The sequence below is a fragment of the Bdellovibrionales bacterium genome (assembly GCA_018266295.1).
Taxonomy (GTDB): domain Bacteria; phylum Bdellovibrionota; class Bdellovibrionia; order Bdellovibrionales; family Bdellovibrionaceae; genus JACMRP01.
In genome coordinates this window covers 357,136-375,052 of the sequence record JAFEAQ010000019.1, presented here as the reverse complement: position 1 = coordinate 375,052, position 17,917 = coordinate 357,136, and the positions used below count along the sequence as shown (strand labels likewise).

At 47.9% G+C, this 17,917-nt stretch carries 16 protein-coding genes; 13 read left to right on the top strand and 3 right to left on the bottom strand.

Annotation, left to right across the window (positions count from 1 at the left end):
* Nucleotides 1–13: 13 nt before the first annotated feature.
* The 8 genes from JSU04_19065 (at nucleotide 14) to JSU04_19030 (ending at nucleotide 6,848) form a co-directional block, all read left to right on the top strand.
* Nucleotides 14–595: a hypothetical protein gene (locus JSU04_19065; GenBank protein ID MBS1972414.1), complete on the top strand. Its 582-nt coding sequence runs from the start codon at nucleotides 14–16 to the stop codon at nucleotides 593–595.
* Nucleotides 596–625: 30 nt separating this feature from the next.
* Nucleotides 626–2,065, top strand: a complete 1,440-nt coding sequence (locus JSU04_19060) for a hypothetical protein (protein MBS1972413.1) — start codon at nucleotides 626–628, stop codon at nucleotides 2,063–2,065.
* Between the two features lie 15 nt (nucleotides 2,066–2,080).
* Nucleotides 2,081–3,091: a hypothetical protein gene (locus JSU04_19055; GenBank protein MBS1972412.1), complete on the top strand. Its 1,011-nt coding sequence runs from the start codon at nucleotides 2,081–2,083 to the stop codon at nucleotides 3,089–3,091.
* A gap of 1 nt (nucleotide 3,092) precedes the next feature.
* The gene (locus tag JSU04_19050; protein ID MBS1972411.1) at nucleotides 3,093–3,479 is read left to right on the top strand and encodes a hypothetical protein; all 387 of its coding nucleotides are present in this window, start codon (nucleotides 3,093–3,095) and stop codon (nucleotides 3,477–3,479) included.
* Complete coding sequence (locus JSU04_19045) at nucleotides 3,476–4,714, top strand: hypothetical protein (GenBank protein ID MBS1972410.1); 1,239 nt, start codon at nucleotides 3,476–3,478, stop codon at nucleotides 4,712–4,714. The genes JSU04_19050 and JSU04_19045 overlap by 4 nt, the downstream gene beginning before the upstream one ends.
* A 13-nt stretch (nucleotides 4,715–4,727) precedes the next feature.
* A complete protein-coding gene (locus JSU04_19040) occupies nucleotides 4,728–5,300 on the top strand; it encodes a hypothetical protein (GenBank protein ID MBS1972409.1) in 573 nt (190 codons plus the stop codon).
* A 147-nt stretch (nucleotides 5,301–5,447) separates the two neighbouring features.
* Nucleotides 5,448–6,470, top strand: a complete 1,023-nt coding sequence (locus tag JSU04_19035; GenBank protein ID MBS1972408.1) for a hypothetical protein — start codon at nucleotides 5,448–5,450, stop codon at nucleotides 6,468–6,470.
* 3 nt (nucleotides 6,471–6,473) lie between these two features.
* On the top strand, nucleotides 6,474–6,848 hold the full coding sequence (locus JSU04_19030; protein MBS1972407.1) for a hypothetical protein: 375 nt from the start codon (nucleotides 6,474–6,476) through the stop codon (nucleotides 6,846–6,848).
* On the opposite strand, the gene hutU is transcribed toward JSU04_19030, so the two are convergent.
* The 3 genes from hutU to JSU04_19015 form a co-directional block, all read right to left on the bottom strand.
* Nucleotides 6,845–8,503 (bottom strand): urocanate hydratase, encoded by a 1,659-nt coding sequence (hutU, locus tag JSU04_19025; GenBank protein MBS1972406.1) that lies wholly within the window; start codon nucleotides 8,501–8,503, stop codon nucleotides 6,845–6,847. The genes JSU04_19030 and hutU overlap by 4 nt on opposite strands.
* A gap of 104 nt (nucleotides 8,504–8,607) precedes the next feature.
* A complete protein-coding gene (locus tag JSU04_19020; GenBank protein MBS1972405.1) occupies nucleotides 8,608–9,009 on the bottom strand; it encodes an AgmX/PglI C-terminal domain-containing protein in 402 nt (133 codons plus the stop codon).
* A 169-nt stretch (nucleotides 9,010–9,178) separates the two neighbouring features.
* Entirely contained in the window at nucleotides 9,179–10,276 is a 1,098-nt protein-coding gene (locus tag JSU04_19015) for a DUF3419 family protein (GenBank protein MBS1972404.1), read from the bottom strand.
* A gap of 123 nt (nucleotides 10,277–10,399) precedes the next feature.
* On the opposite strand from JSU04_19015, the gene JSU04_19010 reads away from it, so the two are divergent.
* The 5 genes from JSU04_19010 (at nucleotide 10,400) to JSU04_18990 (ending at nucleotide 17,802) form a co-directional block, all read left to right on the top strand.
* Nucleotides 10,400–11,140: a hypothetical protein gene (locus JSU04_19010; GenBank protein MBS1972403.1), complete on the top strand. Its 741-nt coding sequence runs from the start codon at nucleotides 10,400–10,402 to the stop codon at nucleotides 11,138–11,140.
* A complete protein-coding gene (locus JSU04_19005; GenBank protein MBS1972402.1) occupies nucleotides 11,137–13,548 on the top strand; it encodes an alpha/beta fold hydrolase in 2,412 nt (803 codons plus the stop codon). The genes JSU04_19010 and JSU04_19005 overlap by 4 nt, the downstream gene beginning before the upstream one ends.
* A gap of 49 nt (nucleotides 13,549–13,597) precedes the next feature.
* Nucleotides 13,598–14,416 carry a UbiA family prenyltransferase gene (locus JSU04_19000; protein MBS1972401.1) on the top strand — a complete coding sequence of 273 codons (819 nt, stop codon included), beginning with the start codon at nucleotides 13,598–13,600 and terminating at the stop codon, nucleotides 14,414–14,416.
* A gap of 1 nt (nucleotide 14,417) precedes the next feature.
* Nucleotides 14,418–17,099, top strand: a complete 2,682-nt coding sequence (locus JSU04_18995) for a phosphoenolpyruvate synthase (protein ID MBS1972400.1) — start codon at nucleotides 14,418–14,420, stop codon at nucleotides 17,097–17,099.
* A 175-nt stretch (nucleotides 17,100–17,274) separates the two neighbouring features.
* Entirely contained in the window at nucleotides 17,275–17,802 is a 528-nt protein-coding gene (locus JSU04_18990) for a hypothetical protein (protein ID MBS1972399.1), read from the top strand.
* Nucleotides 17,803–17,917 lie beyond the last annotated feature (115 nt).

Genomic DNA, 17,917 nt, shown 5'->3' with positions numbered 1-17,917 from the left:
AATAGGGGGACTCATGAAAAGAATGATAGGCACTCTCGTGCTTCTATTAAGTCAGCAAAGCCTGGCCGGACTCGGAAACTGCCCGGCCCACGCACTGGCTGATCAAAAAGACCGCCGTATGATTGAATTCCTGCAAGAGATGCAGGGCCGCTATCAACTCGGCAGCTGTTACGTGGAAATTCAAACTTGTAACATGAACGGCGGCGAAGAAGAAAATCGCGAGAACATCGTCGCTGACATGCTCATCGTCGATAAAGACGGTTTTGAAAGATATATTCCGTTCTATGTTCCTGAGTTTAAAAGCTCAAAGACCCGCCAGATCGAAATGCAAAACGCTCGCATGCTTCACTATAAATTCCAAGACACTAATTACGATCAAGCCACTGGCCACGATGAGCGCTGGGCTGTGGAATTCGTAAAGACCTCTGATTTGAAAAAGCTGGAATATATTGAGGTCGGCTACAGCAGCGAAATGCAAAGAGCCAAGAAGATCGCGAAGAAATGGATCATCTGCGGTACCGAACGCGAAAACGAAGTCAACGGCCATCCAGTCAAACACAAAATCAAATCCTGGATGCATCTACTTTATAACTAAAACTTAAAAATACTTTAAGGAGAATACTACATGAAAAAACTAATTTTAGGCACGGCCATCGCATTGTCTACAATGCCAAAAGCTTATGCCGGTCCTGAAGAAGGTCAGTTCGCGGTTCTTAAAACTGAAAAAGCTTGTGACATCAATGTTCCGCAAGGTCTTAGCAAATCACAAGTGTACTTCAGTAAGGACTGCAGCACGGCTTTCATTTTGCCACCACAGCAGATCTCGGCGATTATCTCTGCCCCAGTAATGCTTGCAGGCTCTGACAATGGTTTCTGTACGGCTCTGGATCAACAATCCGCTTCGCTTGCGAACTATCGCTCTAAAATCACAAGCCTCGAAAACCAAGTTGAAGCGGCTGTCGCTAAGCTCGGTAATGCCAACGCCGAACAACAAAAAGCTCTTGAAGCTCAGATTAAAGAAGCCCGCCTTCAGATCGACAAATACAAAAAAGAAATTCGCGGTATCTTTAAGCCTTATGACGACATGGCTGCGGTTCGCGTAAAGTATTCTCTGGCTAACAATGTGATGAACAGTGTGCTTGCTTTCCAAACGGCGAACCTTGTTCCAGGTCAAAACACCGGCGCAACTTATCCGGTTCGTTTTATGCCGGCGCAGCTTGCTGATTCAACGCTGGTTATTTCTAATCCAGATGCCGGTAGCTACGCGGGCCGCGCGGTTTTGAAAGTGAACTTCCCTGGTTACAAACCCGCCTCAACAAATGTGGCATCAGAAGATCCCAACGCGACTTACGTTTCAATGGGTGGCGGCTTGAGCGGGATCGTAGACATCTCAACCTCGGTTTACTGCCGCAATAGACAAAAAACAGCCAACATCAACGACATCATCTCTCAGTCGGTGGCGATTAACATGTACTACAATGTGAAAGTGCAAACCGGTATCAAGCTTTTCGTTGATGCGAAAATCAAAACAGCGGACTTCCTCAGAAATATCAGCAGCGTGATTCAAAAAGGCAAATTCCAGCGCCGCGAATTCACTGAAGATGTTATCACCGGCGGTCTTGAAGGCAGCATCAACATCTCTTTAGATGACAAAGGTAAAGAGTATGACTTGATGAGCCTGATGACAAACACTGAAGACGGCGAAGTCAGTCCGGTTTCTGCCTTGGTTGCTAAAGTGATCAAAAACTACTTTGAACGCGCCGAAGACAAGTTAAAGCAAATGGGTATCTTCTCGGACGACCCGGCCCCTCGCGCGAAAGAAGTTGCGAATGGATCTGAGGACGTGGTTGTTGGCCAACGCCGTGTTTGCCACAGCAACTCTGGCTTCTTGGGTATCGGCGCAAGCTCGAGCTGCAGTACGCAGCCAATCATCGTGCAAATGGACCGCGACGGTGTCAGCCAATTGGCGCAAAACCAAGCGGATAACTCTTACATCGAAGAACAAATCTTGTTTGAGACAAACCAAACAAGCACTGTTCTGCACTCTTCAACCTTTGTGTACTAATGAACGGAGCTTAGAATGAAAACCACTCTTATTATTTCAACATTCCTTGTCAGCTCGGCCGCTTTTGCGACCGACTGGCAAAACCTGATCGACCTTGCTCCGAACTTGAAAAAAGAAACGATGACACTGGATAGCGGCGGCTACATCAAGGCGGACGTCGTGAAACTTCCGAGCGGACAGTATCGCTTCTTGGGTTTTAATACTTTTTTAGCTGCTAAAAGACCGGTTCTAACTGTCGAAGCCGACGGCAAAGATACGAATGACCTTTGCCAAAACGCGGTCTTCCTCGATAAAAAATTTAAGGCCCAACTTGTAGTTCAAACCAATCCGTTGATCACAAACAATAAGCCTCTTTTTGGCCCGGATATGAACAGCTTTGAAAACCCTGTGACGATCGGCCCAGCAAAGATCACCTTCGATAAAAAAGGGGCCGTTTGGTCTATCAATGACGTCGATGCGATTTCAAAGTCCAAAGGCCGTTTGCTCACGGACTACTACGAAGAGATCATGAATGCTCAATTGCAGCAATCTGCCGATGGTGTTTTGCGTATGGATCTTTCTAACATGAATGCATTTGCCTGCGACCTGATGCAAGGAAAGCTTGTTTTCAGTGTCACTCGCACGGCGGAATTCGAACCGGGCATGCCTGCGAAAGAAACGTGGTTGGCGCTGGATCAGTTCACTTCCATCTTTCAATCTTTCTGGAGATTGCAGCCCCAAGTTGTGGACGCACGCTTAAGCCAAAAACAGAATGAGCTTGCTGAAGCAGTGACTTTGGGTGTGATTGCTCGCACGAAAGTAACCGGTGAAGAGATTTTGAAATCCCCTTCCCGCCTGCAGAAGTTTTTGGCGTCTGTGAAAATGGACGCCAAAGGATTAAGCCCGACGCAAAAAGCAGCGGTTCGTTCTACGGAAGTCACTGACAACTGGATGCAGAACACCGAATTCACAAAGCCAGCGGCCGCGACCGTCAAGCAGAACCTGACTGTCGGCAGCGATCCTGTTTATTCAAACTTCAAGGACTAATATGAAAACGCTTTCGCAACTTCTAGTGCTTTGCTTGATTTTTACTGCCTGTGCTCAACCCGGCAAAGACACTTCTTCGCCGGCAGCTCCCGTTCCTCCGGTATCGTCTGACGATATTGACTACAACGCAGGTCTTTTAAGTCAAACTTACGCGACCTGGAAAAGCGAAACCGCAGCACTTGCTTGGAAAGAATCGGATCCTCACGCCTACGAACTGGCGGAGGCTTACATCTTAGGCCTCCGTGGTCCGAAGTATTTGGGCCCCACCCGACCGGCAACTCTGCTTTGGCTTTTAGAAAATTTTAAAACCCTTCAAAACCCTGCGCCGGATAGCTCTGAAATGAAGGCACTGGCAAAGGCCTATATCAATAAGGATCTAAATCTATGAAACACTGGGCTCTCTTTTCAATTTTGCTTTCCGGCTCAGCCATGGCGGCAGGGCCTCAGTTCTCAACCACTTGTGAGGTTGCAAAGGACGTTCGCGTTCCCGGCAATAGCCAGGGCTTCTTTATGAGCTCTGACTGCAAAACAATTTTTGTTCTGCCGCCAGCCCAAGGCACGGAGACGGTTACAGGTCGTACCAGCGGGAACTTAGATCGTTGCCAAGAAGTACGCACGCTGAATAAATCTTTGGGTGAGATCAATAAACAAATTCAAACCGCGATCAAAGGTAAAATCGAAGACGCTGTGCTGACGGATCTCTATAAAAGAAGAAAACAGCTTCTGTCTGAATACGGTGATCTTTCAAACACGCTTGGGGCCTCTGTTGAAATCAATTTCGACATGGCCGTGGATGCGAACTTGCAAAAATTCCGTCAATACAATGACGGACTTGGTGTGAACATCGTTCCTGTTTCATTGAAAGAGCTTAAACTTAAATGGAATCAGAAGCCTGATCAGGATCCCGATATGCGTGTTGCATTCAATCAGGATTTGCCTGTGGCAGATGCCAACAATATCGGCTCCGGCAGCTTCTCAGCTCGTTTGGACTTGAGTCTTTTTGGCGCCTGTCCGCTTCGTGATCCCTTCACCAAAGAAATGCCGGAGCGTATTCGTGCCAGCGACCTTGCAGGCCTCGTGACTCCGAATGTGTCTTACAAATATGAAGTCGGCGCGAACTACACTTATGTGGCTCGTTATAATCGCGGTGCTTTAGCAAGAAAAATCCGCGAGAGCTCGTCTTCCGGTGGATTCTTTAAAACCAGCACCTCTTCTTCGTTGATTGAAACAGCGGAATCGACCGGCTGGTTCAGTCTTGAAATGAAGTGTGATGACTCCCGCGTTTGCGATCAGGCAAAGACTGAAACCGCTTTGCAGATCAAACAACGTTTGATGCAAGAAGTTCTCGATGGAATTGCTTTGGCAAAGTTTGGTGTGCCGATGGCACCGGTTGAGTCCGGAACTCCAGGTAAGAATGGAGCTTCGACGGCGGCCGATGGCCTTCGTAAGTGTGCTCATCCTTACTGTCAGGCTGGCGCGGTTATTTTGGATATCGCTTCGGCCACTTTCGGTGGCAGCTCGAAAACGGATACCTACATTTCAACCAATGATCATGTGTCTGAAGAACGCGTGGACGTAACAACTCCGGTCGCATTCTCTGGCATCATGGGCTTTGGCAAGTAAGAGGACGACGGCGATGAAAGCAATTCTTTTCATGCTGAGTATCTTATTGGGGGCGCAGGCCATGGCAGAAAACATCGTGGGTGGTTTGATTGGTCAAACCGCCCAAGTTGTCGGCGAAACCGGCACTCCGACGAGCTGCCGTCTGTACCGCAAACGTGTTGAGCAATTTCTTCAGCGCGTGAATGAAGCGGCTGTTGCGGCCGCAGTCCATGAAGACCGTGTTAGCTTGAATGACACTCGCCGCGTTCTGGATCTTCTTCAACGCGCTGATGTGCCACTGGAGCTTTTGAAAGAAAACATTGTTTGGACTTTGGATTTCGATACTCGCGCGGCCATGCCATTCTTTGAGCAGCCTCCGGTTTTGGTTGAAATCAATTCGACGTACTTGCAATGGCAGACAGATCAAGGGCTGTTCCCGGATCACATGGCTCTAACTATGAAACCTGACATGAGTGTCGCTCGTTTGACCTACAAAATGACTTACATGGAGGCTTGCTTGGCCCCGGTGAATGTCGCTCTCCGATTGACGAATGACCATGGAGACACCCTCACGATGCAGGCCCAGCTGAATCGTAACTTGCTGTGACTTCGTGGCATAAACATTGCTAATTTAAGTAGGATAAACAAAAACGAAGTCAGAATGACTCTATCTCTTTGAAAAAGGATTCTCATCTCTCATACGTGGGAGCTGAGGACTAGAACCGCTATGTTAAGAATATCCTCTAAGAATGCTTTGAAAAAATATTCAATCGCCCTGCTTTTTTTTACTACGGCTGCATTCGCGGTTGCGACAACGGACTGGCAGAAGCTCGCTGAAATCGCCCCTTACTCAAAAAATGTTCAATTGAAGCTCGATAAAGACGGACACATTACTGCGTACGCCCTGAAAATGCCGAATGGGCACTACCGCTTAATCCGCTTCCTCGATTACATGGCGCCGTTGAAGCCACGAATCTACATCGAGAATTACCAAGGGCCAGACTCTGTGGCCAAGCTCTGCAAAGAATCCACTGAAAACGGTAAAACATTTAAAGCAAAAATGAAGTTTACGGTGGATGCCTGGGCCCATAACCAAGCATCTTTGCAGAACATGATTTTTGATAATCCTTTTAGTTTCACCCCAGTTCATGTGGACTTTGAAAACACGAAACTAAAATACAGCCGTATTCCAGGACGCCCCGACTATGATCGCCCCTTTGCTTGGGAGGTTTTGGACTACTACCATGATCTTCTGAATACCGAAGCTGCGAAACCAAATCAAGTTCAGGCCTCTATCGATTTATCTGATAAAAACGGCTTTGCTTGCGACATTATGACCGGAGGGCTGGCGATTAAGATCACTCAACAGGCGCTCTATGAAACCGGTGCGCCGAGAAGATCCGATTGGCTCAACACGACTGAGTATCTTGAATTACTTAAAATCTATTGGCAAACAGAGCCTCTCTTTTTCAATGACTCAGCAAATGTCAGCGCGGAGGATCGCGCATTTATTTTGGGCTACAAATCCTCACTGGATTTTGCAAATCTCGTTAAAGGAAAACCCACACGTCTCTCGCGCCTGATGGAATCTTTGACTGTTAATATCGACAAGCTCAAAACACTCTCGCAGGATCAATGGACGACTTTGAATACGGAAGATAACAGAACTATGACTGCGGAATTCTCGGTCCCTAATCAACGCAATGAAAAGCAAGATCTTGTTATTCTAGAAGCCTATGATGGAATCGCCATCCGCCCCATGAGCGAGGAGCAGTAATCCATGAAACAACTCTTGATTCTTTTAATTTTATCTTTTGTATTCGCGGCTTGTACAAGCTCCACAAGTTCAACATCTGCGGATCCGACAGCTCATGGGCAGGACAATCCACCGGCGGGTCCCACACCTTCTCAGCGACTCGCGGAAGAGCTAACAAAAACTCTCGCGTCCAGCTACGCAATTTGGCAGGAGTCAGTCAAAGCTGAAAGTACGAATCTTGAAATGGACTATTTGCTAGGATTTGCACTCAGACAGTTAAGATATATGGGCGAGCCGGAAAAGCTCTTGATGGTGCGAGCAGATTTCAAAAATCGCCAGGGCCCTCAGTCTGAAAAAGACTTCTTGCCGCTGGCGAAAAAGATTTTAGAAAAGAACTAAACCCAAAGGCTCTTAACACCGCGTTCGCGAGCCACCGCAACCGCGTCTTCGTAGCCGGCGTCGACGTGACGGAAAACACCCATTGCCGGATCGGCAGTCAAGACGCGCTCGAGGCGCGCCGCTGCTTCCGGGGTTCCGTCAGCAACGATCACTTGTCCCGCATGCTGGCTGTAACCCATGCCCACACCACCGCCGTGATGCAAGCTCACCCAAGTCGCGCCGCAAGCCGTGTTCACCATGGCGTTCAGCAAGGCCCAGTCACTCACAGCATCCGAGCCATCTTTCATCGCTTCAGTTTCGCGGTTTGGACTTGCCACAGAGCCACAATCCAAGTGGTCACGGCCGATCACGATCGGCGCTTTCACTTTGCCTTCAGCAACGAGTTTATTAAACATGAGACCCGCTTTTGCGCGCTCGCCGTATTCGAGCCAGCAAATACGTGCCGGCAAACCTTGGAAGGCAATGCGCTCTTCGGCCATATCCAGCCAACGGAGAAGATCTTTCTTGTGCGGAAAGAGTTCGCGCATGGCTTGGTCTGTCACTTTGATATCATTTGGATCGCCTGACAAAGCCACCCAGCGGAATGGACCGCTGCCTTTACAGAAAAGTGGACGGATGTAAGCTGGAACGAAGCCTGGATAGTCAAACGCATTTTCAACCCCGGCTTCCTGCGCACGGGCACGGAGGTTGTTACCGTAGTCAAACGTGATTGCGCCTTTGTCTTTCATCTTCAGCATGCCACGCACGTGTTTTGCCATTGATGCGTAAGCTGCTGCCAAATAAGCTTTTTGATCTTTCTTACGGAACTCTGCTGCGGTTTCTACAGTGTAACCTTCAGGAATGTAACCCACGAGTGGATCGTGCGCCGACGTTTGATCCGTCAACAGATCAGGAGTGTAGTTTTTCTCGATCAGCTGCCAGATCACGGTCGCCATATTGCCTTGAACGGCGATGGATTTTGCTTCGCCTGCCGCCGTATATTTTTTGATTCTCGCCAATGCATCGTCGAGGTCCGTTGCGACTTCGTCGATGTACTTTGTTTCAAGACGTTTTTGAATACGAGTCGGATCGATCTCTACCGCGAGCACGCAGGCACCGGCGAACACACCCGCAAGAGGTTGCGCTCCGCCCATACCGCCCAAACCCGCTGTCAGGATCGTGCGGCCTTTGAGGCTCCCGCCAAAATGTTGTCGACCCGCTTCGACGAAAGTTTCGTACGTACCTTGGATGATGCCTTGAGTGCCGATGTAGATCCATGAGCCCGCCGTCATTTGGCCGTACATCATGAGACCTTTTTTATCGAGCTCATTGAAAACTTCCCACGTCGCCCATTTCGGAACGAGGTTAGAGTTCGCAAGCAAAACACGCGGAGCATCTTCGTGCGTTTTCAAAATACCGATGGGCTTACCGGATTGAACCAGCAACGTTTCGTTGTTTTCGAGAGTTTTCAAAGCTTCCAAAATTTTATCGAAGCTCTCCCAGTTACGTGCTGCTTTACCGATCCCGCCATAGACAACAAGATCTTCGGGACGCTCAGCCACCACAGGGTCCAAGTTGTTTTGGATCATGCGGTAAGCAGCCTCTTGCAGCCAGCCTTTGCAAACAAGTTTATTACCAGTAGGTGCGCGCACCACGCGGGATTGTGACATGGGAATTTCCTCCGATTAGGAGGAGAAAATACGGAGTAAAAACTCACTTTTCAAGAAGTACGGAGGCCTTTAAACAGTGCGCCGCAACAAGAAACAGGACCTGGCACTTTTTAGCTGCCGAAAACAAACGGATATGTGACGGGGAAGGTCTTTCCTTCCTCGGCTGGAGGGAATGTCCAATTGATGACCCGCTCAGTAACACAGCCTTCGAGAGCTTGATCTTTCGAGGTATTGTCCTTGATCGTCAGATTTTGCACAGCCCCTTTATCGTCGATATCCCATTGAGCCGTGACTTTGCCCTTTGTCGCCATGCCCTCGATGATCAAATCGGTGTAGCACTTTTGCACTTCAGTGAGGTGGCTCTTCACCACTTGCTTCACGGCATTGAGATTTAATTTCTCAGGACCTGCGGATTCTTTTTTTGTTTTGGCGGAGGCTTCTAGGCTTAAACTGGAAATACAAAGAAGTAGACTCGAGAAGAAAAGGAGCCTCTTTAAAATTCCTTTTTTCATAAGACACCATCCTGTGGATATTATACAACAGGACCGCATCGCCCCCTACGAGAAAATGAATTGCCGATTTTTTGAACAGTATTTCAACGAAAAACTGGACTCCGCTTCCTTACGAAAGCCCAGCCTCTATGTTCCCGTGGACACTATGGAAATCAGACCACAATGGAATCTAAGACTTTTTGAAAATGTGAAATTGATAGACACCTGTTCCATCGATTTTCTGAGCCCATAAATCTTTATCTCGGCAGTCCTGCCAGCCCTTCAAATCCGGAGCCGTTGGCGCGCGCATGAACGAACGAATCACCATCTGTGATCCGGATTTCGTTTCCGCGTGCAGACGCTGTAAAATCTGATTGGCGTCTTCTTGCGGAAGGTAAGAAATCGTGTCCGACAGCGAGATAAAATCGTAGTTCTTTTTCGGCAAATGCTCGAGCAGATTTCCGAGCAAGTAATTCACTTTTGTCGGCGCCGTTTTGACTCGCTCAAACACATGCTGATGTGCCTCGAGGGGAAGACCCTCTTCGTAGGCGATTTTTCCGAGGAAAAGAATCTGCATGAAATAGTTTTTACGAACGAGTTGCGTCCGGAAAATACGGTCGAATTCCTGAGTGACAAACTCCCAGGGAGCACGCGCTTCGGTTTTTGCCTCACTGCGGCCGCTGAAGTGGCCCTTGTAGAGGAATTTATTAAATACATATTCACTGGCCGCCACGCGAATGAAACTCTTCCAACGGACGTGAGGCCAGTACTTTTCATACAACTCAACTTGTTCCGCGAGAGACTGAGCTTCAAAAACTTTTGAGAAATCGCATTTAAGAACTTCACGGAAAAGAAACCCCAACTTTTGGAAGTGAGATTCCCAACGTCCTAGCAAAATGAATCCGCGCGGGGCCCAGCCGGCACTGCGTTCACTCCAGTATTTTTTCGCCTCGGGGCTGAGCGGAACTTTTTCGAAAACCGCTTTACGATCATCACCTTCTTGTGGACTCGACTGAAGCGCCCCACGATAGCCCATCAGGAAGAGATACTCTTCGTAACTCAGGACTTTCATCGCCTCAAAACGCAATTCACAGAGATAATTCTGACTCACCGACATATCAACAACGTCGAGTTCTTTCGGATGTTTGGCAATGAGAGGCATGCAACGCGCACCCGATCCCGCGATACTGAAAACTCGGGACACTTTTTCTGGCAATAAGTCGAACTCAACACGGGTGTCTTCATTGGCCAACGTATAGTTTAAATCCGAAAAATACTCTTGAGCCACAAGGGTGTCCTTTCTAAGGTCAGATAAGGCAATTTCATAGTGATCTAGTCCACGATCTTGCCTATAATACTCTAACGAGAGAATTTTGAAAAAGCATCTCGGAGAAAGACCAGATTCATGAGTTTGCGTGCACTTCTTGTCACGTCGCGAGTGACTTTTGTACCGGAGAATTACAATCAGCTTGTCTGCGGACTTGCTGAGGCTCCGCATATTGTCGGCTGCATGATCATCGACAACCGCGATTGGAAAATGGTTCTTCAAGGTTTGGCCTTGGTGCTGACCGGCGCCGGCCCACGCATGGGCCTGCAGCTTTTGAAAAACTACTTCAACGATCTTCTTTCTCATAAAGAATCAGCCTACACGGGTCATTCTAAAAAATTCTTTATCGTTGATGATCTCAACTCTGAAGAGGCTCTCGAGATTCTTCGTCGCGAAAATATTGATTTGATTCTGAATGCGCGCACTCGCACGTTCTTTAAGAAAAAACTTTTGGCGACTCCCCGCTTGGGTTGTATCAATATCCACCATGGGCTGCTTCCAGACCAACGAGGACTCATGTGCGACTTCTGGGCGCACTTGGAAAAAACACCTTCCGGCTTTTCGATTCACCAAATGACTTCAAAGCTCGATGCCGGAGCGATTCTGAAGGTGGTCGAAGTGAAAACCGCAAAGACCGACTATCTTGAGTCGATCTATCATGGCTCAAAGCAAGAGGTTCTTGCCGCGAAAGAGGTTCTCGCGGATATCGCCCAGGCCGGAGCCGTCACTGGAATGGAAAATAATAAAACAGAGAAAACCATTTACCGCTCAAACCCTACGATCTTGGATTTCTTTAAGCTTAAATTCAAAGGGACGAAAATATGAAAACCATTATTGCCCTGCACGGAAACCCCGGTTCTCCGGCCGACTGGAACATTTTACGCGACAAAATCGGTTCACAATTCCAATTCAAAGCGGTCGACGCTTACAGCGATGGCTGGAAACAAGAAGTCACTCGCGGAAGTGACAAGAAAATCATCGTGGCCCACTCGTGGGGCTCTTATTTGATTTTGAAAAATCTAAAAGAGCTTAAAAACCACATCGAAAAAGTAATTTTGGTGGCTCCCTATGTAAAACCCGAGCGCACACTTTCGGGACTCGCGACGACTTTGCTGAAAATGCCAGGCCTTGGCGATACTTTGATTAAATCCAACCACAAAAAAGCTAAAGACGCTTTTGTCAGTGACCTGATTCACCCAAATACGCTGAAAGACCTTCCTTACTTTCAGACTTTGCACAATCACTTTCAAGACTGGACGGTTTGGCAAAAGACGGTCGTCAACAAAATCAAAATGCAAGACAACCCATGGCGTGAAGCGGACATCACCGATGTTCCACTCACCGTTTTGTACGGAGAGCTTGATAAGATCTCTAGTAACGAGATCCAAACTGCCGTGCTGGGTAAATACCCACAGGCGAAGATGAAAACCATTCCTGCGACGGGCCACGGACTCCTCTGGAGCCACCCTGAGAAGATTATTTCTGAAATTTCCGCTGAAGGAGCCACTGTGAGCACTAGCAATCAAAAAATCGGTTACTACCCTGGAAGTGATGAACGTAACAACGTCATTAACTACATGGAAAAGCATTTGCGGGAGTTCCCGGACCGCGTCGCTCTTCGCTGGGCCAACCGTGAATCCATGGCCCAATGGGACGGTTCACCGAAAACTCCGATTAAACACGATGAGATCTCTTACAAAAACTTTGCCGCCAGAATTAATTCTTTTGCCCAAGGACTGCTGGATATCGGTATTCAAAAAGGTGATCGCGTGATCATCTTCTTGCCGATGAGCCTTGATATGTACACGGCGATGTTCGCGGTTCAGCGTATCGGCGCGATTGCCGTGTTCTTGGATTCTTGGGCGCGCAGCCACCACTTGGGAGCTTCTGCCGAATGCGTGGGCCCGAAAGCGATGATTAGTTTCCAGCAGGCTTTTGCGCTCGTCGATCAAGTTCCAGAATTTAAATCAATGCCCATCCGTGTTCTCTACGGCCCGGGTGACAAGTGCACTCACCGCTTCCCTGAATTATTGAAACCAACGGCTTCGCCGATTGCCTCGGTTGAAAGTGAGTTCACAGCTTTGATTACTTTCACAACTGGTTCTACAGGGAAGCCAAAAGGCGCCAACCGCACTCATCGTTTCTTGTCGGCTCAGCATCACGCGCTTTCTCACGTCATTCCTTACACAGAGAAAGACAAAGACATGCCGGCATTTCCGATCTTCAGTTTGAACAACTTGGCAAGCGGTGTGACGACGATCTTGCCAGCGGTTGATTTGGCGGCCCCTTCCGAGCGCGACTCGGCGATCTTGGCTTGTCAGATTATCAATGAAGGCATCAATTGCACGACACTTTCACCGAGCATGCTTGTGGGCTTAGCTCGTTACTGCAAAGAAAACGGCATTAAACTTGATAAGCTCCGCCGAGTTGTTACAGGCGGCGCACCGATTTCTAAAGATGACGTTAAGAACTTCTATGAGATCGCACCCCAAACAGATCTTTGGATCCTGTACGGTTCGACAGAGGCAGAACCGATGGCTCACATCGAAGGCCGCGACATGCTGAAAGAGAATCCTTCAGCGGATCCTGAGATCATCGAGGAAGGCGTGAATGTAGGTCATATCAGCGAAGATATCGATTACAAATTTATCCGTATTAAAGACGGTCCGGTTGAGCTCAAAGGCTCTTCTTGGTCACAAATCGAAGTTCCCAATGGCGAAGTGGGTGAATTCATCTGTACGGGGGACCACGTTTGCCGTGATTATTACAATAATACCGACGCGTTTAAGACCACTAAAATTATGGACGGTCAAAACCGCGTTTGGCATAGAACCGGTGATTTGGCTTATATCGACTCTAAGAAAGATCTTTGGATCGTCGGCCGCACGAACAACGCGATTGAGCGTGGTGGTAAGTACTACTTCCCGGTTCGCGCCGAGGTCTTGCTGAAGCGTATGCCGTTTGCTTATCGTTGCGCGTTCCTTGGTATGGATGACAAATCCCTCGGCCAAGCGACTTATGCATGTGTGGAGCTGAAAGCTGACATCGACAAAGCGACTTTTGATTTTGAAGCGGCAAAAAAAGAAATCAACCGTGTTTTTGCCAAGAACAAAATCCCGGTAGATCAAATCAAGTTCGTCAAAGCGGTTCCAATGGATCCTCGCCATCACTCGAAAGTGGAATACAAAGTTTTGCGTGATCAACTGAAAGACCCGGGAGCGATCATTGCGTAACTGGCTGATTCTCATCAAAGAGCGTTTTAGTCCCGGAAGTTACCTTCCGATGATTTTCATTTTTACTCTGGCAAACGGCCTGTACTTGTCGAAGGCCGCGAGCTACACCTTCGACACCGGCCGTTTTATTTGCGTGCTGATGTTGATGCTGAGCTTTTTCTTTCGTATGCGCTGCTTTGATGAAATCAAAGACTACGAAGTGGATCTGAAAGTAAACCCCACCCGCCCCCTGGCCCGCGGAGTGCTGACTGTGCCGCAAGTTAAAAAGGGCCTCTTCTGGATGATCCTTTTTGAAGTGGTCCTTGCAGCCTTCTTGGGTTTCTGGCCGTTCTTAATCCATGTGATGGCCATTGGTTACAGTTTGCTGATGTACGAAGAGTTCTTTATCGGCGATATCCTGAGACCTCACTTGACCACTTATGCCGTGACTCACACCTTCGTCAGCGTTCTTTTAGGAGTTTCCGCAGCCACCGCGATCGTGAACTTCAATCCTCAAAAAATTCAATTCGCAGATGTTTGTTTCTTCTTGATGAACTGGTGTTTCTTTAATTTGTTTGAATTTGCCCGTAAAACCTTCGCACCGAACGAGGAACGCCCGCATGTTCCTAGCTATAGCAATATCTTTAATCCTAAAGGTGCTTGGTTGCTGTCGTGGTCGCAGGTTCTGATCGGCATTATCCTTTCTTGGGTCGCGCTCAGCAATCACTCGCGCTTTTATTGGCTGATTGCCGGGGCTGTCCTTTATACTTTAATGAGCGTTGGCTATGCGCTGAATCCCCAATTGAAGATGGCTAAAATCTTCCGTGACGGCACCGGGGTTTATCTGCTTTTACATTACGTTCTAATCTGTTTTGTGATGGGAGCTTAAGATGCTTGTAACGAAAAACTCCACGCACTTCTTTGCCAAAAATGAATCCGGCGGTAAGGGCTTTAACCTGTACTTGATGACGAAAGCCGGGATCCCCGTGCCTGAGTGGGTGGTTTTTGGCCGTCGCTACTTCCAAGATTTTGTGAAGAGTGCCGGCATCCATCAAGATCTTTACCAGTTGGTAGAAAAGTTCGTTCACGGCCATATCACTGCCAAAGAGGCCGAAGCCGCAATTGAAAAACTCTTCGCCGATAGCAATACAACCGCCATGCTGTCTTCGAGCATCGATCAGGCGTTGCAAATGCTGGGAGCTGATAAAATCTTTTCTGTGCGCTCTTCGGCGGCGGACGAAGACGGTCTTTCGCACTCCTTTGCCGGCCAGCTCTCTAGTTTCTTGTACGTCAATGGCAAAGAAGACATTTTAAGGTACATTAAAAAGTGCTGGGCTTCAGCGTTCTCTGAGCGTGGTCTTATTTACCGTAAAGAAAACAAGATCGATCCGCACAAGATTTCGGTTTCAGTGGTTCTTCAACGCATGATTGATCCGGAAAAATCCGGTGTGATGTTTACCTGCGATCCTGTGACCGGCAAGCTTGATAACTATGTAGTGTCCTCTGTGTATGGCGTTGGTGAAGGCCTTGTCTCAGGCGCTCTGGATGCGGATTCTTACTGGTTGCACCAGCACACCGGTGATCTTGTGAAATCTGAGATCATCGAAAAGAAAGAGATGATGAAGAAATCAAGCTCTGGCCACTGCAGCTTGCATCCTGTGTCCGCAGAGCTCGTCCTTCAACCGTCTTTAAATGACAAAGAACTGCGTGGTTTATATAAGCTCGGTCATTTGATTCATGAACAGTATCACCGTCCACAAGATATCGAGTGGGCGATTGAAAACGGTACGTTTTATATTCTGCAAACACGTCCTGTGACAAACTTGAAATCAGACCTGGTTGGTTATCCGAATCTTTGGGACAACTCCAATATCATCGAATCATACGGTGGTTTGACGTCACCGTTGAGCTTTAGCTTCGCGCTCAGAAACTATAAAGCCGTTTACGTTCAGTTCTGTGAAGTTTTGGGCGTGCCGAATGAAATCATCAAGGACATGGATTCTTATCTCAGCTACATGTTGGGAAGTATCGATGGCCGCGTTTATTACAATCTCTTTAACTGGTACAAACTGGTCGGTGTTCTTCCGGGCTTTAAACAGAACCGCGAGTTCATGGAAACCATGATGGGCGTTTCTGAAGGCCTGACGGATGAAATCGCAAATCGTATTAAACCCCATCCGTCTTGGGACACTTTCACGGGCAAACTCCGTAAAATGGTGACGGGCTTTAACTTTATTAAGTATCACTTCACGATCCAAACGGTGGTGGATGACTTCCTAAAGACCTTCCACCGCGACTACGACAAGTACCGTGCGATGCCGCTGGCAAGCATGCGCGGAGATCAGCTCCTCCGCGTGTACTTGGATGTCGAGCGCAATATGCTCGGCCGTTGGAAAGCACCGATCATCAATGATTTCCTTTGCATGGTTCACTTCGGTCTTTTACGTAAGCTCACGACCACGTGGTTGTCAGAATTGGATTCGACCATCCAGAATGACTTGCTTGCGGGTGAAGGCGGGCTTGAAAGTGCGGAGCCGACGAAAGCTTTGCTACGTTTAGCCGCGGAGGCGATCAAAGATGCGGATCTGAAGCGAATCATCGAAACCACAGATCCAAAAGATGGCCTCGAAGCCTTGAATCAATCGAAGCACCGCAATTTCTATAATATGGTTCTCGACTATCTCGATCGTTTCGGTTTCCGCTGCATGAGTGAGATGAAGCTCGAAGAAATTGATTTGCTAACCGACCCGTCTTACTTATTTGTCTGCCTGAAAAACTACCTAAAGGCCGGCAAAGTGGAAGTCCACGATGATTCTCGTGAGAAATCTCTGCGTGCGGCCTCTGAAAAGAAAGTCGAAGAACATCTCTCGGGAGTGCGTAAAAAGATTTACTTCTGGGTTCTCAAGCACGCCCGCAAGGCCGTGAAGAATCGTGAAAACACCCGTTTTGCTCGGACACGTATTTATGGAATTGCCCGCACGATCTTCCAAAATATCGGCGAAGATTTGGCGAATCTTGGCGCTCTTCAAAACGGTCGCGATATTTTCTGGCTCACCATTGAAGAGGTCTTCGGGATCTATAATGGAACATTGCCCTCTTACAATCTTCAGGCCTTTGTAAATTTGCGCAAAGCGGATTACGCGAAGTTTACAGAGGACACAGATCCACGCATTATGACTCGCGGAGCGGTGTACTGGAACAATCCTTTCGTGAAAGAAGAGGAAGTTTCAATGACGATTGCTGAAGGCGAAGACTGCGATCTGAAGGGATTACCGTGCTGCCCGGGTGTTCTCGAAGGAACTGTGAAAGTGATTTTGAATCCAACAGATAATCTGGATCTCAACGGCGAAATTCTCGTAACAGCGAGAACAGATCCAGGATGGGTCCCACTCTACCCGGCCATTTCTGGGTTGCTTGTGGAACGCGGAAGTTTACTTTCACACTCCGCCATCGTCGCCCGTGAAATGGCAATTCCTGCCATCGTCAGCATTCCCGGTCTGACAAAGACTTTGAAGACGGGCATGCGCATTCGTATGGATGGCAAAGCCGGTACCATTAAAATTTTGGAGTAATTTAGGAGCGTGTGAATTGCATGTGATGATGTTGTTCACACGCCGAAATATTTTTCCGTGAATCCTGAAATGCAAATCGCGTTTCAATGTTTGATTGCACTTTCAACAACACAGCTTCGCAAACAATCGAAACAAGGAATAAGCTCTCCCTTAACCTAACAAGGAGGGTTTTCCAATGAAGAAGTTATTAGTACTCGCACTAACGCTTGCATGTGGTATTGGCTTCACACACAAAGCAGAAGCAGCGGAGGCCGGCGGACCTCTCTGGGTTTGTCAGATCGGTTTCAAAGGTGAAGCAAAAGGTTTCAAAGTTCTCTTCGGCAAATATAAATTCGAAGCTGCCGGTAATATGAACTGCGTAAGCATCCTCGGGCACACAGTTCACTATCCTGTGTGGCTCACCATGAATGCATTGCCGCTTTCACCGGGCGTCGCAATCGGTAAATATAAAGTCTACGGTCAGTCCGGAGAGATTTCTCTGTTTAACTGCGATCCAGATGAATTGCTCGGCAAATATATGATTGGACAAGCTCATGCGACTATTCTTGGCGGCGTTGGTGCAATTACAGCTGTGAAATTGGGCAATCCTCAATTAGCTCTGGCACTTTCTATCAACGTGCAAAAAGGTTTCGGCTTTGACCTCTCTGTCAATCAACTGAGAATCACTCTTCGCGACGACAGCAACCCAGTTCAACCAGACTAAGTTTTATTTTCAGCAACGCTCCTTCATTTACTGAGGGAGCGTTGCTATTCACGGATCGTGATGGATCAGAATCCAAAAATACTTTTTGCAAACTGAAATGAGAACAGCAAAGCTA

Excerpts from the sequence above, each read along its gene's own strand:
- JSU04_19045 (MBS1972410.1), top strand. The coding sequence starts at position 3,476 with ATGAAACACTGGGCTCTCTTTTCAATTTTGCTTTCCGGCTCAGCCATG.
- JSU04_19020 (MBS1972405.1), bottom strand. The coding sequence starts at position 9,009 with ATGAAAAAAGGAATTTTAAAGAGGCTCCTTTTCTTCTCGAGTCTACTT.
- JSU04_19055 (MBS1972412.1), top strand. The coding sequence starts at position 2,081 with ATGAAAACCACTCTTATTATTTCAACATTCCTTGTCAGCTCGGCCGCT.
- JSU04_19000 (MBS1972401.1), top strand. The coding sequence starts at position 13,598 with ATGATTTTCATTTTTACTCTGGCAAACGGCCTGTACTTGTCGAAGGCC.
- JSU04_19065 (MBS1972414.1), top strand. The coding sequence starts at position 14 with ATGAAAAGAATGATAGGCACTCTCGTGCTTCTATTAAGTCAGCAAAGC.
- JSU04_19040 (MBS1972409.1), top strand. The coding sequence starts at position 4,728 with ATGAAAGCAATTCTTTTCATGCTGAGTATCTTATTGGGGGCGCAGGCC.
- JSU04_19060 (MBS1972413.1), top strand. The coding sequence starts at position 626 with ATGAAAAAACTAATTTTAGGCACGGCCATCGCATTGTCTACAATGCCA.
- JSU04_19005 (MBS1972402.1), top strand. The coding sequence starts at position 11,137 with ATGAAAACCATTATTGCCCTGCACGGAAACCCCGGTTCTCCGGCCGAC.
- JSU04_19050 (MBS1972411.1), top strand. The coding sequence starts at position 3,093 with ATGAAAACGCTTTCGCAACTTCTAGTGCTTTGCTTGATTTTTACTGCC.
- JSU04_18990 (MBS1972399.1), top strand. The coding sequence starts at position 17,275 with ATGAAGAAGTTATTAGTACTCGCACTAACGCTTGCATGTGGTATTGGC.
- JSU04_19030 (MBS1972407.1), top strand. The coding sequence starts at position 6,474 with ATGAAACAACTCTTGATTCTTTTAATTTTATCTTTTGTATTCGCGGCT.
- JSU04_18995 (MBS1972400.1), top strand. The coding sequence starts at position 14,418 with ATGCTTGTAACGAAAAACTCCACGCACTTCTTTGCCAAAAATGAATCC.